Source organism: Psychrobacter sp. NPDC078501, assembly GCF_044900935.1.
Taxonomy (GTDB): domain Bacteria; phylum Pseudomonadota; class Gammaproteobacteria; order Pseudomonadales; family Moraxellaceae; genus Psychrobacter.
Genome location: NZ_JBJDOS010000007.1, coordinates 71,027 through 86,587, shown reverse-complemented (window position 1 = coordinate 86,587; position 15,561 = coordinate 71,027). Strand labels below are relative to the sequence as shown.

General features: G+C 35.9%; 13 protein-coding genes. 6 read left to right on the top strand and 7 right to left on the bottom strand.

Annotation, left to right across the window (positions count from 1 at the left end; translation table 11 throughout):
- The first annotated feature begins 1 nt into the window (after position 1).
- Together ACI2IW_RS11525 and ACI2IW_RS11520 are read left to right on the top strand one after the other, a co-directional pair.
- On the top strand, positions 2-1,039 hold the full coding sequence (locus ACI2IW_RS11525) for a zonular occludens toxin domain-containing protein (protein ID WP_404693717.1): 1,038 nt from the start codon (positions 2-4) through the stop codon (positions 1,037-1,039).
- A 39-nt stretch (positions 1,040-1,078) separates the two neighbouring features.
- Positions 1,079-1,897 (top strand): tyrosine-type recombinase/integrase, encoded by an 819-nt coding sequence (locus tag ACI2IW_RS11520; protein WP_404693716.1) that lies wholly within the window; start codon positions 1,079-1,081, stop codon positions 1,895-1,897.
- Positions 1,898-2,304: 407 nt separating this feature from the next.
- On the opposite strand, the gene ACI2IW_RS11515 is transcribed toward ACI2IW_RS11520, so the two are convergent.
- The 5 genes from ACI2IW_RS11515 to ACI2IW_RS11495 are packed head-to-tail and all read right to left on the bottom strand — an operon-like array spanning position 2,305 to position 9,003.
- Complete coding sequence (locus ACI2IW_RS11515; protein ID WP_102083185.1) at positions 2,305-4,740, bottom strand: effector-associated domain EAD1-containing protein; 2,436 nt, start codon at positions 4,738-4,740, stop codon at positions 2,305-2,307.
- A complete protein-coding gene (locus tag ACI2IW_RS11510) occupies positions 4,733-5,578 on the bottom strand; it encodes a hypothetical protein (protein ID WP_102078927.1) in 846 nt (281 codons plus the stop codon). The genes ACI2IW_RS11515 and ACI2IW_RS11510 overlap by 8 nt, the downstream gene beginning before the upstream one ends.
- Positions 5,571-6,548: a hypothetical protein gene (locus ACI2IW_RS11505; RefSeq protein WP_102083184.1), complete on the bottom strand. Its 978-nt coding sequence runs from the start codon at positions 6,546-6,548 to the stop codon at positions 5,571-5,573. The genes ACI2IW_RS11510 and ACI2IW_RS11505 overlap by 8 nt, the downstream gene beginning before the upstream one ends.
- A 2-nt stretch (positions 6,549-6,550) precedes the next feature.
- A complete protein-coding gene (locus tag ACI2IW_RS11500; RefSeq protein WP_102078720.1) occupies positions 6,551-7,681 on the bottom strand; it encodes a GTPase-associated system all-helical protein GASH in 1,131 nt (376 codons plus the stop codon).
- Between the two features lie 17 nt (positions 7,682-7,698).
- Entirely contained in the window at positions 7,699-9,003 is a 1,305-nt protein-coding gene (locus tag ACI2IW_RS11495; protein ID WP_102078719.1) for a phosphorylase, read from the bottom strand.
- A gap of 531 nt (positions 9,004-9,534) precedes the next feature.
- On the opposite strand from ACI2IW_RS11495, the gene ACI2IW_RS11490 reads away from it, so the two are divergent.
- Complete coding sequence (locus tag ACI2IW_RS11490) at positions 9,535-10,449, top strand: hypothetical protein (RefSeq protein WP_404693715.1); 915 nt, start codon at positions 9,535-9,537, stop codon at positions 10,447-10,449.
- Positions 10,450-10,712: 263 nt separating this feature from the next.
- Complete coding sequence (locus ACI2IW_RS11485; RefSeq protein WP_404693714.1) at positions 10,713-12,821, top strand: hypothetical protein; 2,109 nt, start codon at positions 10,713-10,715, stop codon at positions 12,819-12,821.
- Between the two features lie 447 nt (positions 12,822-13,268).
- Here ACI2IW_RS11485 and ACI2IW_RS11480 read toward each other — a convergent pair whose 3' ends face one another.
- Both ACI2IW_RS11480 and ACI2IW_RS11475 read right to left on the bottom strand, forming a co-directional pair.
- The gene (locus ACI2IW_RS11480) at positions 13,269-13,547 is read right to left on the bottom strand and encodes a hypothetical protein (protein ID WP_057758591.1); all 279 of its coding nucleotides are present in this window, start codon (positions 13,545-13,547) and stop codon (positions 13,269-13,271) included.
- A 225-nt stretch (positions 13,548-13,772) separates the two neighbouring features.
- Positions 13,773-13,982, bottom strand: a complete 210-nt coding sequence (locus ACI2IW_RS11475; RefSeq protein WP_057762347.1) for a helix-turn-helix transcriptional regulator — start codon at positions 13,980-13,982, stop codon at positions 13,773-13,775.
- Between the two features lie 136 nt (positions 13,983-14,118).
- On the opposite strand from ACI2IW_RS11475, the gene ACI2IW_RS11470 reads away from it, so the two are divergent.
- Both ACI2IW_RS11470 and ACI2IW_RS11465 read left to right on the top strand, forming a co-directional pair.
- Positions 14,119-14,334, top strand: coding sequence for a hypothetical protein (locus ACI2IW_RS11470; protein WP_021813684.1), 216 nt, complete (start codon positions 14,119-14,121; stop codon positions 14,332-14,334).
- A 2-nt stretch (positions 14,335-14,336) separates the two neighbouring features.
- The gene (locus tag ACI2IW_RS11465) at positions 14,337-15,512 is read left to right on the top strand and encodes a site-specific integrase (RefSeq protein WP_057758589.1); all 1,176 of its coding nucleotides are present in this window, start codon (positions 14,337-14,339) and stop codon (positions 15,510-15,512) included.
- The last annotated feature ends 49 nt before the right edge of the window (positions 15,513-15,561 follow it).

The following is a 15,561-nucleotide window of genomic DNA, read 5'->3' as shown; positions in this document are numbered from 1 at the left end:
AGTGATCCGTCTCTATACTGGTCGGCCTGGAACTGGTAAGACATTGAAAGCCGTCTCTGATTTAGTCGCAGCTATTGAAGCAAGCGAAAAAGAAAAAGACATTGATAAAAAGCGCAATTTCTACTCTGACATTAACGGCTTAAAAATTGATGGCGTATTGCCTAGTCCTGACGACTGGAGAGACACGCCAGAAGGTAGTACCATAATTTATGACGAAGCCCAGCTTCGTAATGTCTTTGCTGCCAATCGTGGGGCTTCTAAAGAACAGATTGTAAGAGACTTGACCATTCACAGACACGGCAACCGTGATATATGGTTTATTACTCAGATGCCTAGACTGCTTCATAATGACGTTTTAGACGTAACCAATGAGCATATACACCTTGTACGCCCTTATGGGGCAAATTTGGCCAGCTGTTACTTTTGGCGACAAGTTGAAAAAACACCTGACGGACGTACCGCAAAAGATAGAGCAGAAAATAACTATATCTTTAACTATCGCAAAGACTTATATAAATACTATAACTCTGCTGTCGAGCATACCGTTAAGTTAAAGCTACCTAAAAAACTGTTTATCATGGTGGGCGCACTGATCGTTATTATCGGTTTAATAATGAAATTTGCCATGTCATCAGAAACAGATAAATTCATTAACCCTGAAAAGGCTGCTGCTGAACAACAAGCCAAGATTGATGAAAAACTTGGTACACCCAAAAAAGGCATAATATCGGACAATGTAACACCTGTTGTTGTCGGTGGCAATCAGCAAACCCCCACAACATTAACGCCCACTCAATCCTCCAATAGCGACAATGTAAAACCTGTTACCGTTAACGGTAGCAGTAAAAATGATAGCCCTATCTTTAATCCTGTCACTGGTGGTTTTTATGAAAATCCCTTGCTTGCGCCTGTCAATGCCATGATGAAAGGCAACGCTTGCGTTGCCTTCAATATGAATGGTAATCGCTTGAACTCTGTATCAAATAATGACTGTATGTACCTTCTAAACAATGCGGGTATGCTCTCAAAAGTCAACTAAATTTCACTCGGGCAATTTCGCCTGAAAAGAGTGAAAATTATGTTTTATAAACTATCCGAAGTGATTTCCTATTATCAAGATTATGGCCTCACTGGTAAGCATCGTTATCAGTATAGAGCAGATAGCTTAGGCTATTTTGATGCCTTCCATCTTAAAGAGCTTCGTAAAATCCATGTTAAACAATATGCAAAGTCAAGGCGTGTCCATGTCTCCAATGCGACCATCAATAGAGAATTATCATTTGCTCGTGCTGCAATTAACTGTGTTATGTCAGATTATGAAATAACATTGAATAACCCTTTTGAGAAAGTGAAGTTCACAGAATCTGATCACATACCAAACTATTTAAGCCGTTCAGAATATGAACGGCTTTTGTCTGCAACCTTAATTACTGGTCATCATGAATTGCATGACTTCATTGTCTTATTAACAATGACTGGCTGCCGTCCCATTGAATTATTAACCCTAGAATGGTCTAACGTCCATCTTGAAAAAAGACAATTCATAGTCCGTAATCACTACAGCAAAAGCAAAAAAACTTTGTATAAATATCTTAATGATACTGCTTACGCCCTATTGGAGAGTAAGCAGCGACAAGGTGACTTTGTATTTATGAATTCAAAAACAGGTAAGCCATACACCACTTTTACAAAATCATTTGCAAGGTGTAAAAAAAGGGCTAATGTGAATTGTACTATGTATGATTTGCGCCATACTTATGCGTCATGGCTCATTCAGAAAGGAGTAGGTATCTATACCATTAAAGATTTACTGGGTCATGGTGATATTGAATCGACCATGCGTTATGCACATTTAGATTACGCTCAGTATATTGACGCTGTTTCATTGATAGAATAATTAACATAAAGTTACAAATTATTTTTGCAATTCTCACGACCTCCGAAGCCGAGGGTCGTGGGTTCGATTCCCGCCGAGCGCACCACTATTTATAGCTTAAGCTTTGTTCAAATTTCGCCTCAGGCATTAGATTGTTTGGGGTTTTTTTGTGTCTGAATTTTAGATCAAGCCCTTTATTCACAATGCCTGGCTATTTTATCTTTCTAAACTCTCATGAAGTCACATTCTCTTTAATCCTGTATTAGCTATAAGTTTGCGTACATACATTCTCTCTCTTAAAAATCAGTGACCAAGTTATCAGTGACCAAACGGTGACCATTTTGTGACCAAGGTTGAGAAACACAGGAACTTCTATCACTCCAACGATAGAAACGATGATTTGATAAAACAACTCATATAACTTTTGCTTAAAAAAAGGTCTTCAGCTCATTTAATTCAGTATTATATGGATACCTTTCTAGCATGATATCAATCAAAGTAAGCACGCCTCCTTCTATGTTACCTTTTTTTGCTTTTTTAATCGCTTTAGTCCATTGTTTGCCAAGGTTTCCATTGGAGTTTAAATCTTTGAGTTTGCCACCTGCTTTCTCCCACAGGAATTCTAATTCTTCTGAACTATATAAGGAACTGGCTTCGTCAACTAATCTACTAATAAGATAATCATCTGGCAATTCATCAAGGTTTATCTTAGATTTAAATGAATAGGCCCACTTTTGTTTTTTTGGTAATAGACTGTAGCAATATTTCAGCGCATTATTAACAACCTTCTTATTTCCATACAATGTATATAAAGCCTTAGTTATTGATATCCATTTACTTGAGTTTATGAACTCTCCTAAATTTTTACCATACTGTCTCCAGTTGTTGTCAGTATATTGACCTAAAATATTAATTACTTCAGATTCATTCACATGAACATTCCATCCTATTAATAAATCCATTACCTTAGGCGCTATCTCTGATTTTAGGAACTTCTCCTTTATATTTTCTTGAATGATTTTATCAGTTACGTTACTGATGCCGTTTTCAACGACATATTTACTTACCGTATTAATCAGTACCTGCGTATCCGATTTACTTAATTTATCCCAAGAAAAACCTTCAGTTAACTGCAACAGTGCTCGCTCAGCAAGATTTTCTTCAAAGCTTTTCTCTGCTAGTATTTCAATCAATCCATATGTTTCATGACCATTAGTAGCACTACGTAAAATACTGTCTATTCCATCGTTGATGATAATTTTGGATGGTATTGATAACTTACTGCGATAGCCCTGTGAAAGCAAATATCTATCAAACTTCTTATCTAGTTCTAGATAGGGTAGTAAATTTTCAACGAGTGTATCTGTATTCTCAATGTTTGTAATTACTCTCGTATCATCGATGACCCTAAAAGTACTTAATAGTTCATTTTCGTTATATAACTCAATCAAGTAATCAAAGCCAACTACCTCAGGATGCTCAAAATCTAAGATTTTATTCAGAGCCATTATAGGTTGATCTAATCTAAATAAGCACCAGGCATATAGTTTTGCCCAGTTTTTTGACCTAGCAAATTCCTTTAGCCTTTCGATATCATTATCATTAGGCTCATTTTCAAGAGTCAATTCTAAGATGCCCTTTTCAATATCTTTTGAGTCTGAAATAACATCACTCGCTATGGCAAACAATTCTTCATCTATAATCAGCTGTTTAGCTTGTTGAAGCCAACTAGGCGTCAATGTATCAACCCCCTGACTAATACCTTTCTTTAGGGCTATATACCACCACCTATTCTTCCTTATACTGTCGGCTATCAACCTATTTTTATCTTCATCTTTCAATAAAGTAAATTTATTTTCGATGTAACTCGCTAACGAAAGACATAGTAAGTTATAGTTGTGATTCTTTTTAAATACGATATTTTGTATTTTTTCTACTTCCATAAAGCTTAAACTTGTTAGGTTCTCTGCAAGATATATGAGTGCTTTGTTTACATATATATCTAAGTCACCTTCAGTATCTTCAAATGATAAGCTATTTCTAATAAGGTTAATTGCAAGAGACGCTGAAGGTTCTGTATTAAACGTGTCTATCAACTCCACAGTTCTTGATAACTTTCTCAGTCTTTGTAACGGAGGTTTTTCTATGGCTAATGATGTGTTCTCTAAGAGATTTTCAAGAATAGTATCCTGATGGTCTAAAAGAAATTTTACCGCTCTAGTATCGCTAACCTCATTGTTGTTGCCAGTACTACTAATAGCAGTATAAGGTTCAATCCATCGAAGCTTATTAGATGCTATAGATGCGACAATATTGAATTCGCTCTCATCGGCTAAGATTTGAGAAGGACTCCATTTCACGTTACATATTAGCCTTTTCCTAGCTTTTGGCCATAAACTTCTCCAAAGCTCCATAATGATAGTGGCAAAAGAAGCTAGATTTTCTAAGATTAAGACAGGGTGAGTTGCTATTACTAATGAGTCAAATACGTTTTTTAACTGCTCATTAGTAATTTCTGGTAATTTTTCAGAATTCATAATTGATATTAAAATATCTGTCAAATCGTTTAATTCTATCGCTTGATTAACAGGTAACAAGGCAACCTTACTTCTAACCATTCCTCCTCTAAAAGCTCCAAAATCAGGATACGTACACCATAAGCACCAATAATCGTTAAAGACCTCACATCCAAGAACTGGATACCAAACTACATTCGCTGGCAAATAACCTGCTGGTTTATCAGTAATAGATAGCAGTTGACTTGGAAGCTCTACTTCGGAATTAGTAGTATGGATAAGTTGATGCTTATTGTCTTTATCACCATAGGTGGCATAAATAGGAAAAGCTAAATCAGAGTCAGTCATTAAGCAACCATTTAATAGGTAAAGTTAGGTCGATATTTTTCTGCTCAATAGTCTCATTTGGCGATATAACCCAGCCCTGGTTCTCTGGACCTTCATCAATAAAATCTTCATCTTTTGACGCTTCTGTTAATTCCTTTCCTAATGCAGAAAGCCCCCATATACTTAATTTATCCTCGTCCCAGTTAGAGACCAAATACGAAGCTAACATTGGTAGTCGTTGCTCTAAAATCATATGTGGAGTGGCATTTTCAGTATTTACTTCATCGTAACAGGAAAGCAAAACGGCTACCTTAGGGCTTTGAACTTTGTTAGCTATTTGCGTTTTTGATAATTGTAATAGTATCTGTAACTTTTCTACCCAGTAAGGATTTGCGTCCCAATTTGTGGAATTAGGTGATTCATGCTTCTTTTCTGGTTTTTCATTATTGGCCAATTTTTCAAGGAAATCTGGGAATGTAGGTTCGCTTTCCACCCTAATCACGATAAGCCATTTATCACTATCATCTAATTGGCTTTTCCATTTCTCATCTAACGAGCGTGTAGAGAAAATAGTATCCCATTGCTCACCTGCGTATTCAGGCCAATTTATATCAAACTCTTTACCATTTTCATCTATTAATGGTATTTTTAGGCTATTCCAAGTCTCAGCCACAGTATGAGCAGAAGCTTTACCTTCGCTTAGTGCTTCAAAAACCTCACCAAGCATTTCTAAATTTGCTGGTGTTCCATTGATATTTAGTGAGCTTCGAGGCTCTTTAAGACGACCATAAAGTTGTCCAAAAAAGTGTGTTTTACCACTGTTAGCTCGACCAATAACCAATATATTTTTCTTAGACATGACTTCCTCGGTAGCACATAAAAGGTGAGTTGCTCACAATAGGGTCAGAAACTATTATCGGTTGTCTGAATGACTCATTCTCTAGTAATAAATCATGTATAACATTAGTAACTGAATCTGGGTTTTCTATGGTTACTTTATATTGTTTGGCATGTGGAATATTAAATAAAAGCTTATCAGTAATTTGTTTTTTCATTCTGTCTGAAATCGGGTTTTCTACTAACTCATCGGACTTAGTCCAAATTAAAGCTGTAGGTTTTTTTTTGGTAAATGGAATGAGTCTTTCAAATAACATAAATAACTCTTTTCGTGCCTTTCCTCTATTTTCTCCTGCAAACTTATTACAATCAGCTGTTATGATAAACATGTCTGAGTTCGTAGCCATCCATTGCGCACCACCCGCATTAGGATCATCTGAGTTTAATGACCATGTAGTGAACCATTCGCCAGGAGCATCAGTAAGTAACAAGTCGATCAAATTGCTTTCATTATCTCTTAATGCCAGGTGTAGTAACCCTGGAACCCTCTCTGATTGTCGAGAAGTATGAGGTGGGAAAGTGGACTTAGTTGTATCGAGTCTTGAATAAGATGACAGGTTCTCCCATGCTACCAAGCTTTTAGAACCAGCAAATTTATAACTTAATTTAAGTCCTTGGCGTATATAATTTAGATAAGCAATCAGTAAGAATGTGGTTTTTCCCGTGTCATGCGAACCAAACACACCAATAAAACGGCTTTCGCCTCGTGCCCGAATTTGGCTTAAGTCTTGTATTCCTAAGTTATTACCCGACCACCATATCCTATATTGCTTTAATTCAGGATTTTCTGTAGTTTCTTTTAATTTAACTTCAAAATATTGGCATTCATTAGGATAATCCTTACCCTCACTACAAGCTCCGCCATCACCGACATAACAATCTTTTCCCTCTCTAGAACAAACACCACCTACGGTTATTTCACTATCACTCATACTCATGTCTCTACTTGATTTTCAGCAGATTGTTCTCGAAAAATAGCTTGAGCCAATTTAGGAAGACTAATTTCTGTATCTTTGGAGATACTCAGTTTAGATATAGCGGTATCTGTATCGAAAGAATCATCAGAAAAAGCGTAACTAACAAAGTCCTTCAGTGACCAATTGTCTTTATAACCAATTGTTAGTTGCCGAATAGTCTCTTTCGGGACACTATCTTTATTTTTTGAATAAAATTCCCATATCTTTTCTAAAGAAAACTTTTCTTCAATATCTATATTAGGTAAGTCGGCAACTGTTTCAAAGATTAAATAAGAAATACTTGCTGGTGGCGCATTTTCCATTAGAGACAGTAAATCACTCACCATGACTATTAAGGCAATTTTACCTTCAAACTCTCTATAGCTTTGATTTAAGGAAGGAGAGTATAAAGCCTTACTCCACCAAATGGTGTCTAACTTTAAATTTTCATTAGACCTAATATTTTCATTTATACTATTTCTGTATTGTTCAAATTTTTGATACTGGCTTTGATAAAGACTTTCTCGGGTCGTAAAATCTTCAGATAATTTAGTATACATGGTTTGAAAGTCCTGGATGCCTTCAAGCTCAGTACTTAGTTCAAATGTAGGAAGCTTTCTTGGAAATGGTATTTTATTCCCTTTTCCGTTCTCTAGAAGATCGAAACTTGAATATTCCTCACTTTCTTTAGACCATTGTGAAAATATACTTTCAAAGACTTCTTTTTCTTCTGCGAACCGTTTGAAGGGTAGCATATCAGCAATTGTATTCCACAGTATATAAGCATACCTTTGATTATCTAATGCTAATTGTTGACAAGCATCTAGAAGCATAGAGCGATAAAGTAAGAATGGGGTGTCTATGTAGATTGACCTGGCCGACCTCCATACTTCTGTAAAACATTCATCTGCAATTTTTATTGCTATATCATCGCTATTAGGCGTTTGGTTTATACTGGTTAATACAAATGAGGTAAGCAATGGCTCATCTTCTTTCAACCTTTCTACTAGTAAGGTAGTTGCCTCAACCATATTATCAAAACGCCTATCATCGCCATCTAGCTTTTCAATTAAACCTAAACTATTGACTCCATCCAATACTCTTGACATTTACTGTACTCCAAATTTTATGAGTGGTAAGCTTTTAATAAAGATTTTATAGCTATGCATTGAGGATTATCTTTTTGAATGATTTGTAAAAGCGCTTTCGGTGTTACTTCTGAGCCTTGGTTTACTTTTTTCCATATGGTATGCCAGCGGGTATATGGGCGTGACTTATTTTCTAAATCACTCAGCTTACCTCCTGCTCTTTCCCATAAGACTTGAGTTTCGTCAAAGTCTGGATACAACTCTGCAAGCAGACGCACTATGTCATCACTGTCCATATTATCGCTTTCAATTTCTGGTAACTTATCTTCTTTACGAGTAAATAAAGACTCACTATTCCTTAATAAGAGAATAAGCAACTCAGCTGAAGCACGTGCTGCAAAAGTACGGTAACGATCATCTTTATAAGGATCTGCAAAATCTGATACTCCTTTTGCAAATATAAATGGCATATCGTAGCTATCAGCTGATGCAGCTAACCCACTTCCTTCCATGTCTAGTCCTAGCACTTTTCTCATATAACTTGAAAGCTTATTATATATTTGCTCATCTTCAGTAACAGTTGCTCCTGTTGCGATAGGTGCAACATGGACAGAAAACTCTGGTTCTGCTGGTAGTCCTCTCGGGTTGAGTAATAATAAATCTTGAATATATTCTATACCCGCTTCGGTTAACTTAACTGGTTTCTCGATATAACCTCTTTTTCTAAGTCTCAAGATAACATCGCTCCAATCTGGACACTTTTCATCAAAATTATCTTGTTCAACTGGTTTCTTATTATCTATTAATTGACTCAATACCCAGTTTTCTTGCGCTTCTAAAGAATACTGAGGCTTTAATTCCATCCATGCCATACTCTGATTTTTATATAACGTACTTGTACGTTGCATGTTTTGAACTATTGTTTCACTTGGTTTGTACTGCAACGTATCGCCTTGAAAGACTTCGATACCATTCTCTACAACTCGCTTACCAACATCATAAGACCATAAACGATCTGCAAAGATAACATCTCCAAGTTGAGTTTTACCTCTTCTGCCAGCACATATACCACTCATAGCAAGACATTTAGGGTTTAACTCACTTATTAAGCGTCCAACAACAGCTTGTACACTTTCTCTTCCCATAGATGCTACCCATGTTGCAACAATAGTAATAGTAGTGCCCGAATCGGTTACAAATTCAGCTTTAGAAGCGTTTCTATCACTGACATTAAATTCTTGCCAGTTTTTAGATATTCCACTATTTACCTCAATGAGTTGGTCATATTCATCTTTTAATGCACACATTATCAAAATATCGGTATTAGAGGGAGTTGAGTACATTTTAGATCCTAATTGTAACTTTCAAATTTTTATAGTTTAACACTACTTCAAAATACGGTAGTGTGTTTGTCCGCATCAACATGAGAAGGCGGTTTGACAGCAGCAGTCATACTAATCAAATATTTATATTTATGGAATATACCAATACTTCACAAAAATTGATAGTTACAGAGCATTTGTATATGACAGGTAATATCGCAACTAGCCAAATCAACGCTGAAAAATATCTGAAGTAGCTTAAAGTAGCTCTACCAGAGCAAATTAATAAGACATTGCATTATCAGTCGATATCTGGAGAGAGTGAGCCTTTCATATGACAAATTACCATTCAGCATCTTAAGTACTTAACATGTCAGCCATCTATGGCTGAAAACAAAGAAGTAAGTTAGTCGATACACCTATATTGAACAGATTTAGTGAATAGCAGGTGTTCAATATAGCTTGTGACCGCTTGGCTTGCCTATTGCAGTTGCTATCATATAGATTCACAAATAGTCGTATAACGTATTCATCGTCTTCAGGAAAAATCATATGGATATTAAAGCCTTACCTACTCCGAAGCAGTTTCTCAAAAACAGACGTCCCGAACAATTCTCTTCTTCTGAAAAAATGATTAGTAGTCAGCTTGACAGAGTACACCTTGAAACCTACTTATCTAACCTAAATGCTAAGAGCAAAGAGCTCGCATTTGAAACATTTGTCAAAGAAATATGCCAAAAAACTATTTGCCCAAACTTGCTTGAGCAAACTGGCCCTGTAGCAGGTGGCGATGGCAAAACGGACACACAGACTTTTCCAGTCTCAGAGCAGAACAAACTACTTTGGTATGTAGGTGTAAATAGTAATGCTAATAATGAACGTTGGGCATTCGCAGTCAGCACTCAAAAGTCATGGAAAACAAAATGTAAAAAAGATGTTGAGAAAATAGTTGAAACTAATCGAGGCTATACTAAAGTTTTTTGTATTACAAATCAGCTTGCTAAAGCTGATCAAAGAAGCAAGCTTGAAGACGAGCTTTCAAACCAATACAGTATTCAAGTCTGCATCTTAGATATTAACTGGTTATTGGATGAGACTTATAAAAATAAACTTGAGTATATTGCTATTGATACTTTACAGGTTCCAACTAATTTCAAACGAGAAATTATCCTCAGTCCTGAGGACTATGGCAAGAAGCAAAGGCTTGAGAAACTTACTTTTCAAATCAATAGTGACATTAATCCTAATGAAATTACTTTTAATCAAGTTAATATTTTCTTAGATATTGCTGAGTTGAGTAAGCAACTTGAAAATCCAGTGTTTGAGACACAAGGTTTGTATGACCGAGCTGTCAAAATAGCTCAAAGGTATGGTACAACAAACCAAATATTTTATGCCTATTACAACTATGCTAGAGCTTCATACTACTGGCATGAAGATTTTAAAAGTTTCGAAAGTAACTTTTAAAATCTTCATGCCAGTAGTATGAAGATTTTAAAAGTTTCGAAAGTAACTTTAAGAGCGCGTACGAAACAATCACTGAATCCAGTAACTCTATTCTCTGGGCAGACTTTGTTACTTTATTAGTTATTCAGATTAGTCATCGATATAGACATGAAGGACAAGGTACTTATGCAGTTGATAATGTTACAAACAATACTGTTTCTCAGTTAAATGAAATCATTCTGGATAAAAGCCGACCTAGTAACGCTTTACAAGCAGAAATAGCTTTGACTCAGCTACAGCTTATTCTGAACTTTGATAGTAAAGATAAAATGGAAGAAATCTTTCAAAGAATCCAGAAAGTATGCCAACAAGGTGAATATCTAATAGGTTTTTCATTTGAAAATATTTATGGGTATATTGATCAGTTAGACGATATATTTCATACTTACCCAAATTATCAGGCGCTACAAGACTACCTAACTGAACAATCTATCAAACGTAATGGTGACTTAAAGACTAGTAAAATAGCTCTTGAGCGTGGTATTAAGCAGGCAGAGAGAGGTAACTACTATAGAGCTATTCAATTGATTGGAAAGACTTTAGTAGGCTTAAATAAAGAAGAAGCACTTGAAGAGATGACTTACGCCAATATGGCATTATCGGATATATATTCACAAGTCGATTTGCATTGGGCAGCAAGAGGAACTCTTTTAAACGCAGCTTCGTTGTTGACAAACTACTTTCATAAAAATAAAGTTATTCTTCCATTGGCTATAGAAGCATACTTCTCACTAGCTTGGAACGAACTTACTCTTGGCCGTATTGCTCAATCATTAACATGGTTAAAAACTGGATTATGGAGCTCGCAAGTTATTAATGATAGGTTTATAGATGAAGATAAGATTATTAATTTTGATGGCTGCATGGCTAATTTAATACTTAGTTGTAACTTAAAAGAAATTCAAGAGTTCGAGTATTTAGTTGATAATTTAGAAGAGCTAGGTCTATTTTATTCGCAGATAACCTTATTATATACTTTGGGATATAAAGATAAAGTACGGGAACTTTTAGAAAGTAGTAACGATGAAGGTGTACTGAAGTTAATGCTGGACCTTAGAAATTACGATACAGAACACCCTACTTCAAAAGTGCTACCTTCATTACCTCAATACAATACTTATAGTACCAAAATATTAGGTTGTGAAATTAAATTATCCTTCCCTAATAAGACACCGTTTATTGAATTGACAGAGGCGATTTTAACTAGTCTTGAAAGCTTCTTAGCTACTGCTCTGATAGATAATATTATTGCAAAAATACCTATCGTAAATATTGATATAGTCTCTTTTGAAGATTCTGAAAACTTAATTTCTCATGAATATATTGTTAATGATAGAGGAACAGTATTCGAAATATTGTGCCACCCTTTCTTATGGGAAGATCTAAACCAAAATAACAAACCTATTATAGGTGAATGGTTTATGTTCTTTATTGCAGATTTTGTTGATAGCTGTTTTTTAATCAAAGACTCTAAAATGACTCTTGAGAAGCTAATTACAGAAGATAAAATTTTTGCGCGATCAATGATGTTTGAAACCTGTTTAGGAGCTATTTATAATATTCTAGGTAAGAATTCACATAACGATTTACTTAAAAAATTGACTCAAGGTACACATTTCCCACTGCTGAGAAACATCTCGTGGGATGTTGATGCACCCAAACAAGATAGTATAGATATTGAACCCATAGAGCTAGGTGATCATGAAAACATACCTGTATTCGATATGGAGAAACATACTCATAAAGACATTGTAGTAACAAAGCTAATCAGATCAGACTTGTGGGACTCAACAAGATGGGAGGGAGTTGGTTACATGGGATCACCTGATGAACCCCCTTACATGTTCCTACTCTTTAAAGATAAAAAGAAGGGCTTGAGTATATTTGAGCACTTACTGAAACAATTGACACATGTAGACATAGGTAAAAGATTTCGTGTATCAGTTATAAGGGGAATTGATAGAGAAAACCCTGCTCACTACCGTGTAGTTTTATCAGAAAATATTAAAACAGGAAGTAATGCAAAGTTATTTACTATGATAGCTAGAATCCAAACAATGGAACCTAATAATGACTCAAGTTGGATGCAGTTTGAAGAATCGTACAATAAGTTCAAAAGCTTTAGATTAGCGCCAGCCTATATGATCAAAGGAAATCAATATCCAGAAGTTGAGTTTGATTCCGCTATCAGTATAAAAGAAATTCATGTCAAGCAAGCTTGGGAAATCGGTATTAATGATATTGAAAAAATAGCTATACACCCTGAAGATAATATTCTAGTACCAGAAGGTATAGTTAATCCACCTTTTCAGAAGGTATTAGAGTCAAAATAAGCTAGATCGCTCTAAATAGAAACTTCTTTATCTTATGACATAATAATAACCAAATAACCGATAGACTATTTGGTTATTATTACTGCTCTTAAATCTCACCTACCAACTGTAAGCTGCCCGCCAGAAAAACTAATACATGATTCGCAGAACCAAGATGATTGTTTTCTGATATAAGGTATATCCGCTGGTACATCAAGTTGATAAGGCCGTCCACAGTACTCACAGTGCACATCATCTAAGTAAGCTTGGCACTCCGCTAATACACCAAACAAAATATGATAATCAACACTATACTGTCTACAGAGCGTTTCTATATGCTCTACATACCGTCCATTATGCCCGTATGCCCAATAGTCTTCACATAGTTGTATGTCGGACTGATCTGCATTGGCGCTAAAAATAAGTTTTAAGCTCATGGTTATCTCCAAACCAAATAGTTAACGTTGATCACAACGAATAAGGAATATCGTAGTGATTCATAATGTCCAAAAATTTGGTCTCAAGATTCGTTAATGCATAATGATTTAGCGCTAACCCCTCATTGAGCTCACGTTGAACCCATATCCTAACCGCTTCATCATTGTAGAAAAGGGGGTTAACGCCTAGCATTCTTGCTAACTGCGAGCCCTGTTGTATTTGCAGGTTTACCATAAGCTTGGTAGATAGCGATATCGCTTCGGCGCTTAACCAGATTGAAGCATGCGGTGACTTAATAAATGTGTTCATGTATAACCTCCTGTAGATTAATATTTCTTTCTGTTAGTCGTAATGACTTCCTACAGATTGAATTATACATACATTTTGAGCTGATGCAAATCAAAATGACCTTCTATAGAGCTTTTTATTACTTAATAGAACATTTAACTCATTTGAGAAACTATATTGCTGCGTATTATTTGGTGTAATAACTGATAAGCGCAGCACTATCTTGAATTTTAAAAGGAGGAAAGTTTATTCTTCTTCCTTAACTAGCTCATAAAGGTCGCCCACTTCAATATCTAAATATAAGCATAGCTTTTCTACTACCTCTAGATCCACTCTGGTCGCTTCTTCGTTATACATACGTGTGATTGTGCCTCTGTTGACATCTGTATCTCTAGACACATCGGCAATCTTAAGTCTTTTTTCGCCCATAATTCTAGATAAATTACATTTCACCATAACCTCCCCCATAATAAAATAACCTACTGTAGATAAAAATGTCTTGCAAAAGATGATTTTTAGTGTAAATTATGTTCTATAGCAGGTCATAAAGCTATTAGATAATAACACTTTAATCTTTAGTAAGGATTTTACTATGAGTTATACCTATTTAACAACCGAAGAGCTGTCACAACGTATTAAATATGACAGCAAGACAATACGCAATCAACTTAAGGATGCGGTATTCATTGAGGGCGTTCATTACATCAAACCATTTGGAGGTAGAAAAATTCTTTTCATATGGCAAAAGATTGAAGAGTTAATGCTGACAGGCTACGACGATAACATTCCATTTGCAGCGGGAGCGTAATCATGGCGAGTATCAATAGCCGTAATGGCAACCTATATGTAGATTTTCGATACATAGGCCAACGTTGTAGAGAGCAAACCTTACTGGCAGACACTAAGCCTAATCGAAAGCGTCTAGAAAATTTCGTTAGTAAAATGCAAGCAGAGATTCAATTAGGTAGTTTTCGATATGAAAACTATTTTCCACAGAGTAAAAAGCTTGAGCAGTTTCAAAGCTTAGAGCTCATGAGATCAACGAATAGCCATAAGGACTCAAGCTCAGGATTTGATTGCTTTAGCAGAGTTTGGTTAGAGGAAAAAAAACCGGAATGGCGGTGCTCTCAGATAACTAATGTAGAAAACATACTTAAGATTTATCTACTTCCCCATTTTGGCAATGTGCCACTAAATACCATAAACAAAGCTAAAATAATGGCTTTTCGGGGTAATCTAGTCAAGGAAGGAAATAGTGGACGACTTTTATCAGCATCTCGAATCAACCACATTATGACGCCATTACGTATGGTGATTACCGAAGCATCTGAGCGTTTTGATTTTGAGAACCCTTGGAAGAATATAAAGCCACTAAGTGTACCTAAAAGTAATGTTAGTCCTTTTACCTTAGAGGAAGTCATGCTCATCATTGACAACGTCAGAGTAGACTATAAGCCATATTTCACAGTACGGTTTTTTACAGGCATGCGTACAGGTGAAATTGACGGTTTACCGTGGAAAAATATTGACTTTGAACGTAGACAAATCGTTATTGATCAAGCAATTGTTGGAGGTGTTATAGGTGACACTAAAACTTCCGGCTCTAATCGTATTATCCACATGAATCAACTGGTTTACGATGCATTGATTGAGCAGCAGAGCTTCACTAAACATCGAAGTGAGTTTGTGTTTAGTACAAAAGCAGGTACTCCTTTGAGTCATCGCAATGTGACAAAGAGAGTTTGGTATCCGTTATTGCGATATCTGGAGCTTGATATACGTAATCCCTATCAAAGTAGACATACGGCTGCCACTCTTTGGCTTGCTGCAGGCGAGTCTCCTGAATGGATTGCTGCGCAAATGGGTCATAGCAGCACTACAATGTTATTCACAGTGTATTCACGTTATGTGCCCAATCTAACTCGTCAGGATGGGAGTGCTTTAGATAAGCTACTGATAGAGCGAGGTATAATACAAAATCCATGAAAATACCTATGTTTAACAAAAAGACATCCAAATAGATGTCTTTTTTCGA

Coding starts and splice junctions, on each gene's coding strand:
- ACI2IW_RS11510 (WP_102078927.1), bottom strand. CDS start 5,578: ATGTCTAAGAAAAATATATTGGTTATTGGTCGAGCTAACAGTGGTAAA.
- ACI2IW_RS11520 (WP_404693716.1), top strand. CDS start 1,079: ATGTTTTATAAACTATCCGAAGTGATTTCCTATTATCAAGATTATGGC.
- ACI2IW_RS11480 (WP_057758591.1), bottom strand. CDS start 13,547: ATGAACACATTTATTAAGTCACCGCATGCTTCAATCTGGTTAAGCGCC.
- ACI2IW_RS11495 (WP_102078719.1), bottom strand. CDS start 9,003: ATGTACTCAACTCCCTCTAATACCGATATTTTGATAATGTGTGCATTA.
- ACI2IW_RS11490 (WP_404693715.1), top strand. CDS start 9,535: ATGGATATTAAAGCCTTACCTACTCCGAAGCAGTTTCTCAAAAACAGA.
- ACI2IW_RS11515 (WP_102083185.1), bottom strand. CDS start 4,740: ATGACTGACTCTGATTTAGCTTTTCCTATTTATGCCACCTATGGTGAT.
- ACI2IW_RS11500 (WP_102078720.1), bottom strand. CDS start 7,681: ATGTCAAGAGTATTGGATGGAGTCAATAGTTTAGGTTTAATTGAAAAG.
- ACI2IW_RS11505 (WP_102083184.1), bottom strand. CDS start 6,548: ATGAGTGATAGTGAAATAACCGTAGGTGGTGTTTGTTCTAGAGAGGGA.
- ACI2IW_RS11470 (WP_021813684.1), top strand. CDS start 14,119: ATGAGTTATACCTATTTAACAACCGAAGAGCTGTCACAACGTATTAAA.
- ACI2IW_RS11465 (WP_057758589.1), top strand. CDS start 14,337: ATGGCGAGTATCAATAGCCGTAATGGCAACCTATATGTAGATTTTCGA.
- ACI2IW_RS11475 (WP_057762347.1), bottom strand. CDS start 13,982: ATGGTGAAATGTAATTTATCTAGAATTATGGGCGAAAAAAGACTTAAG.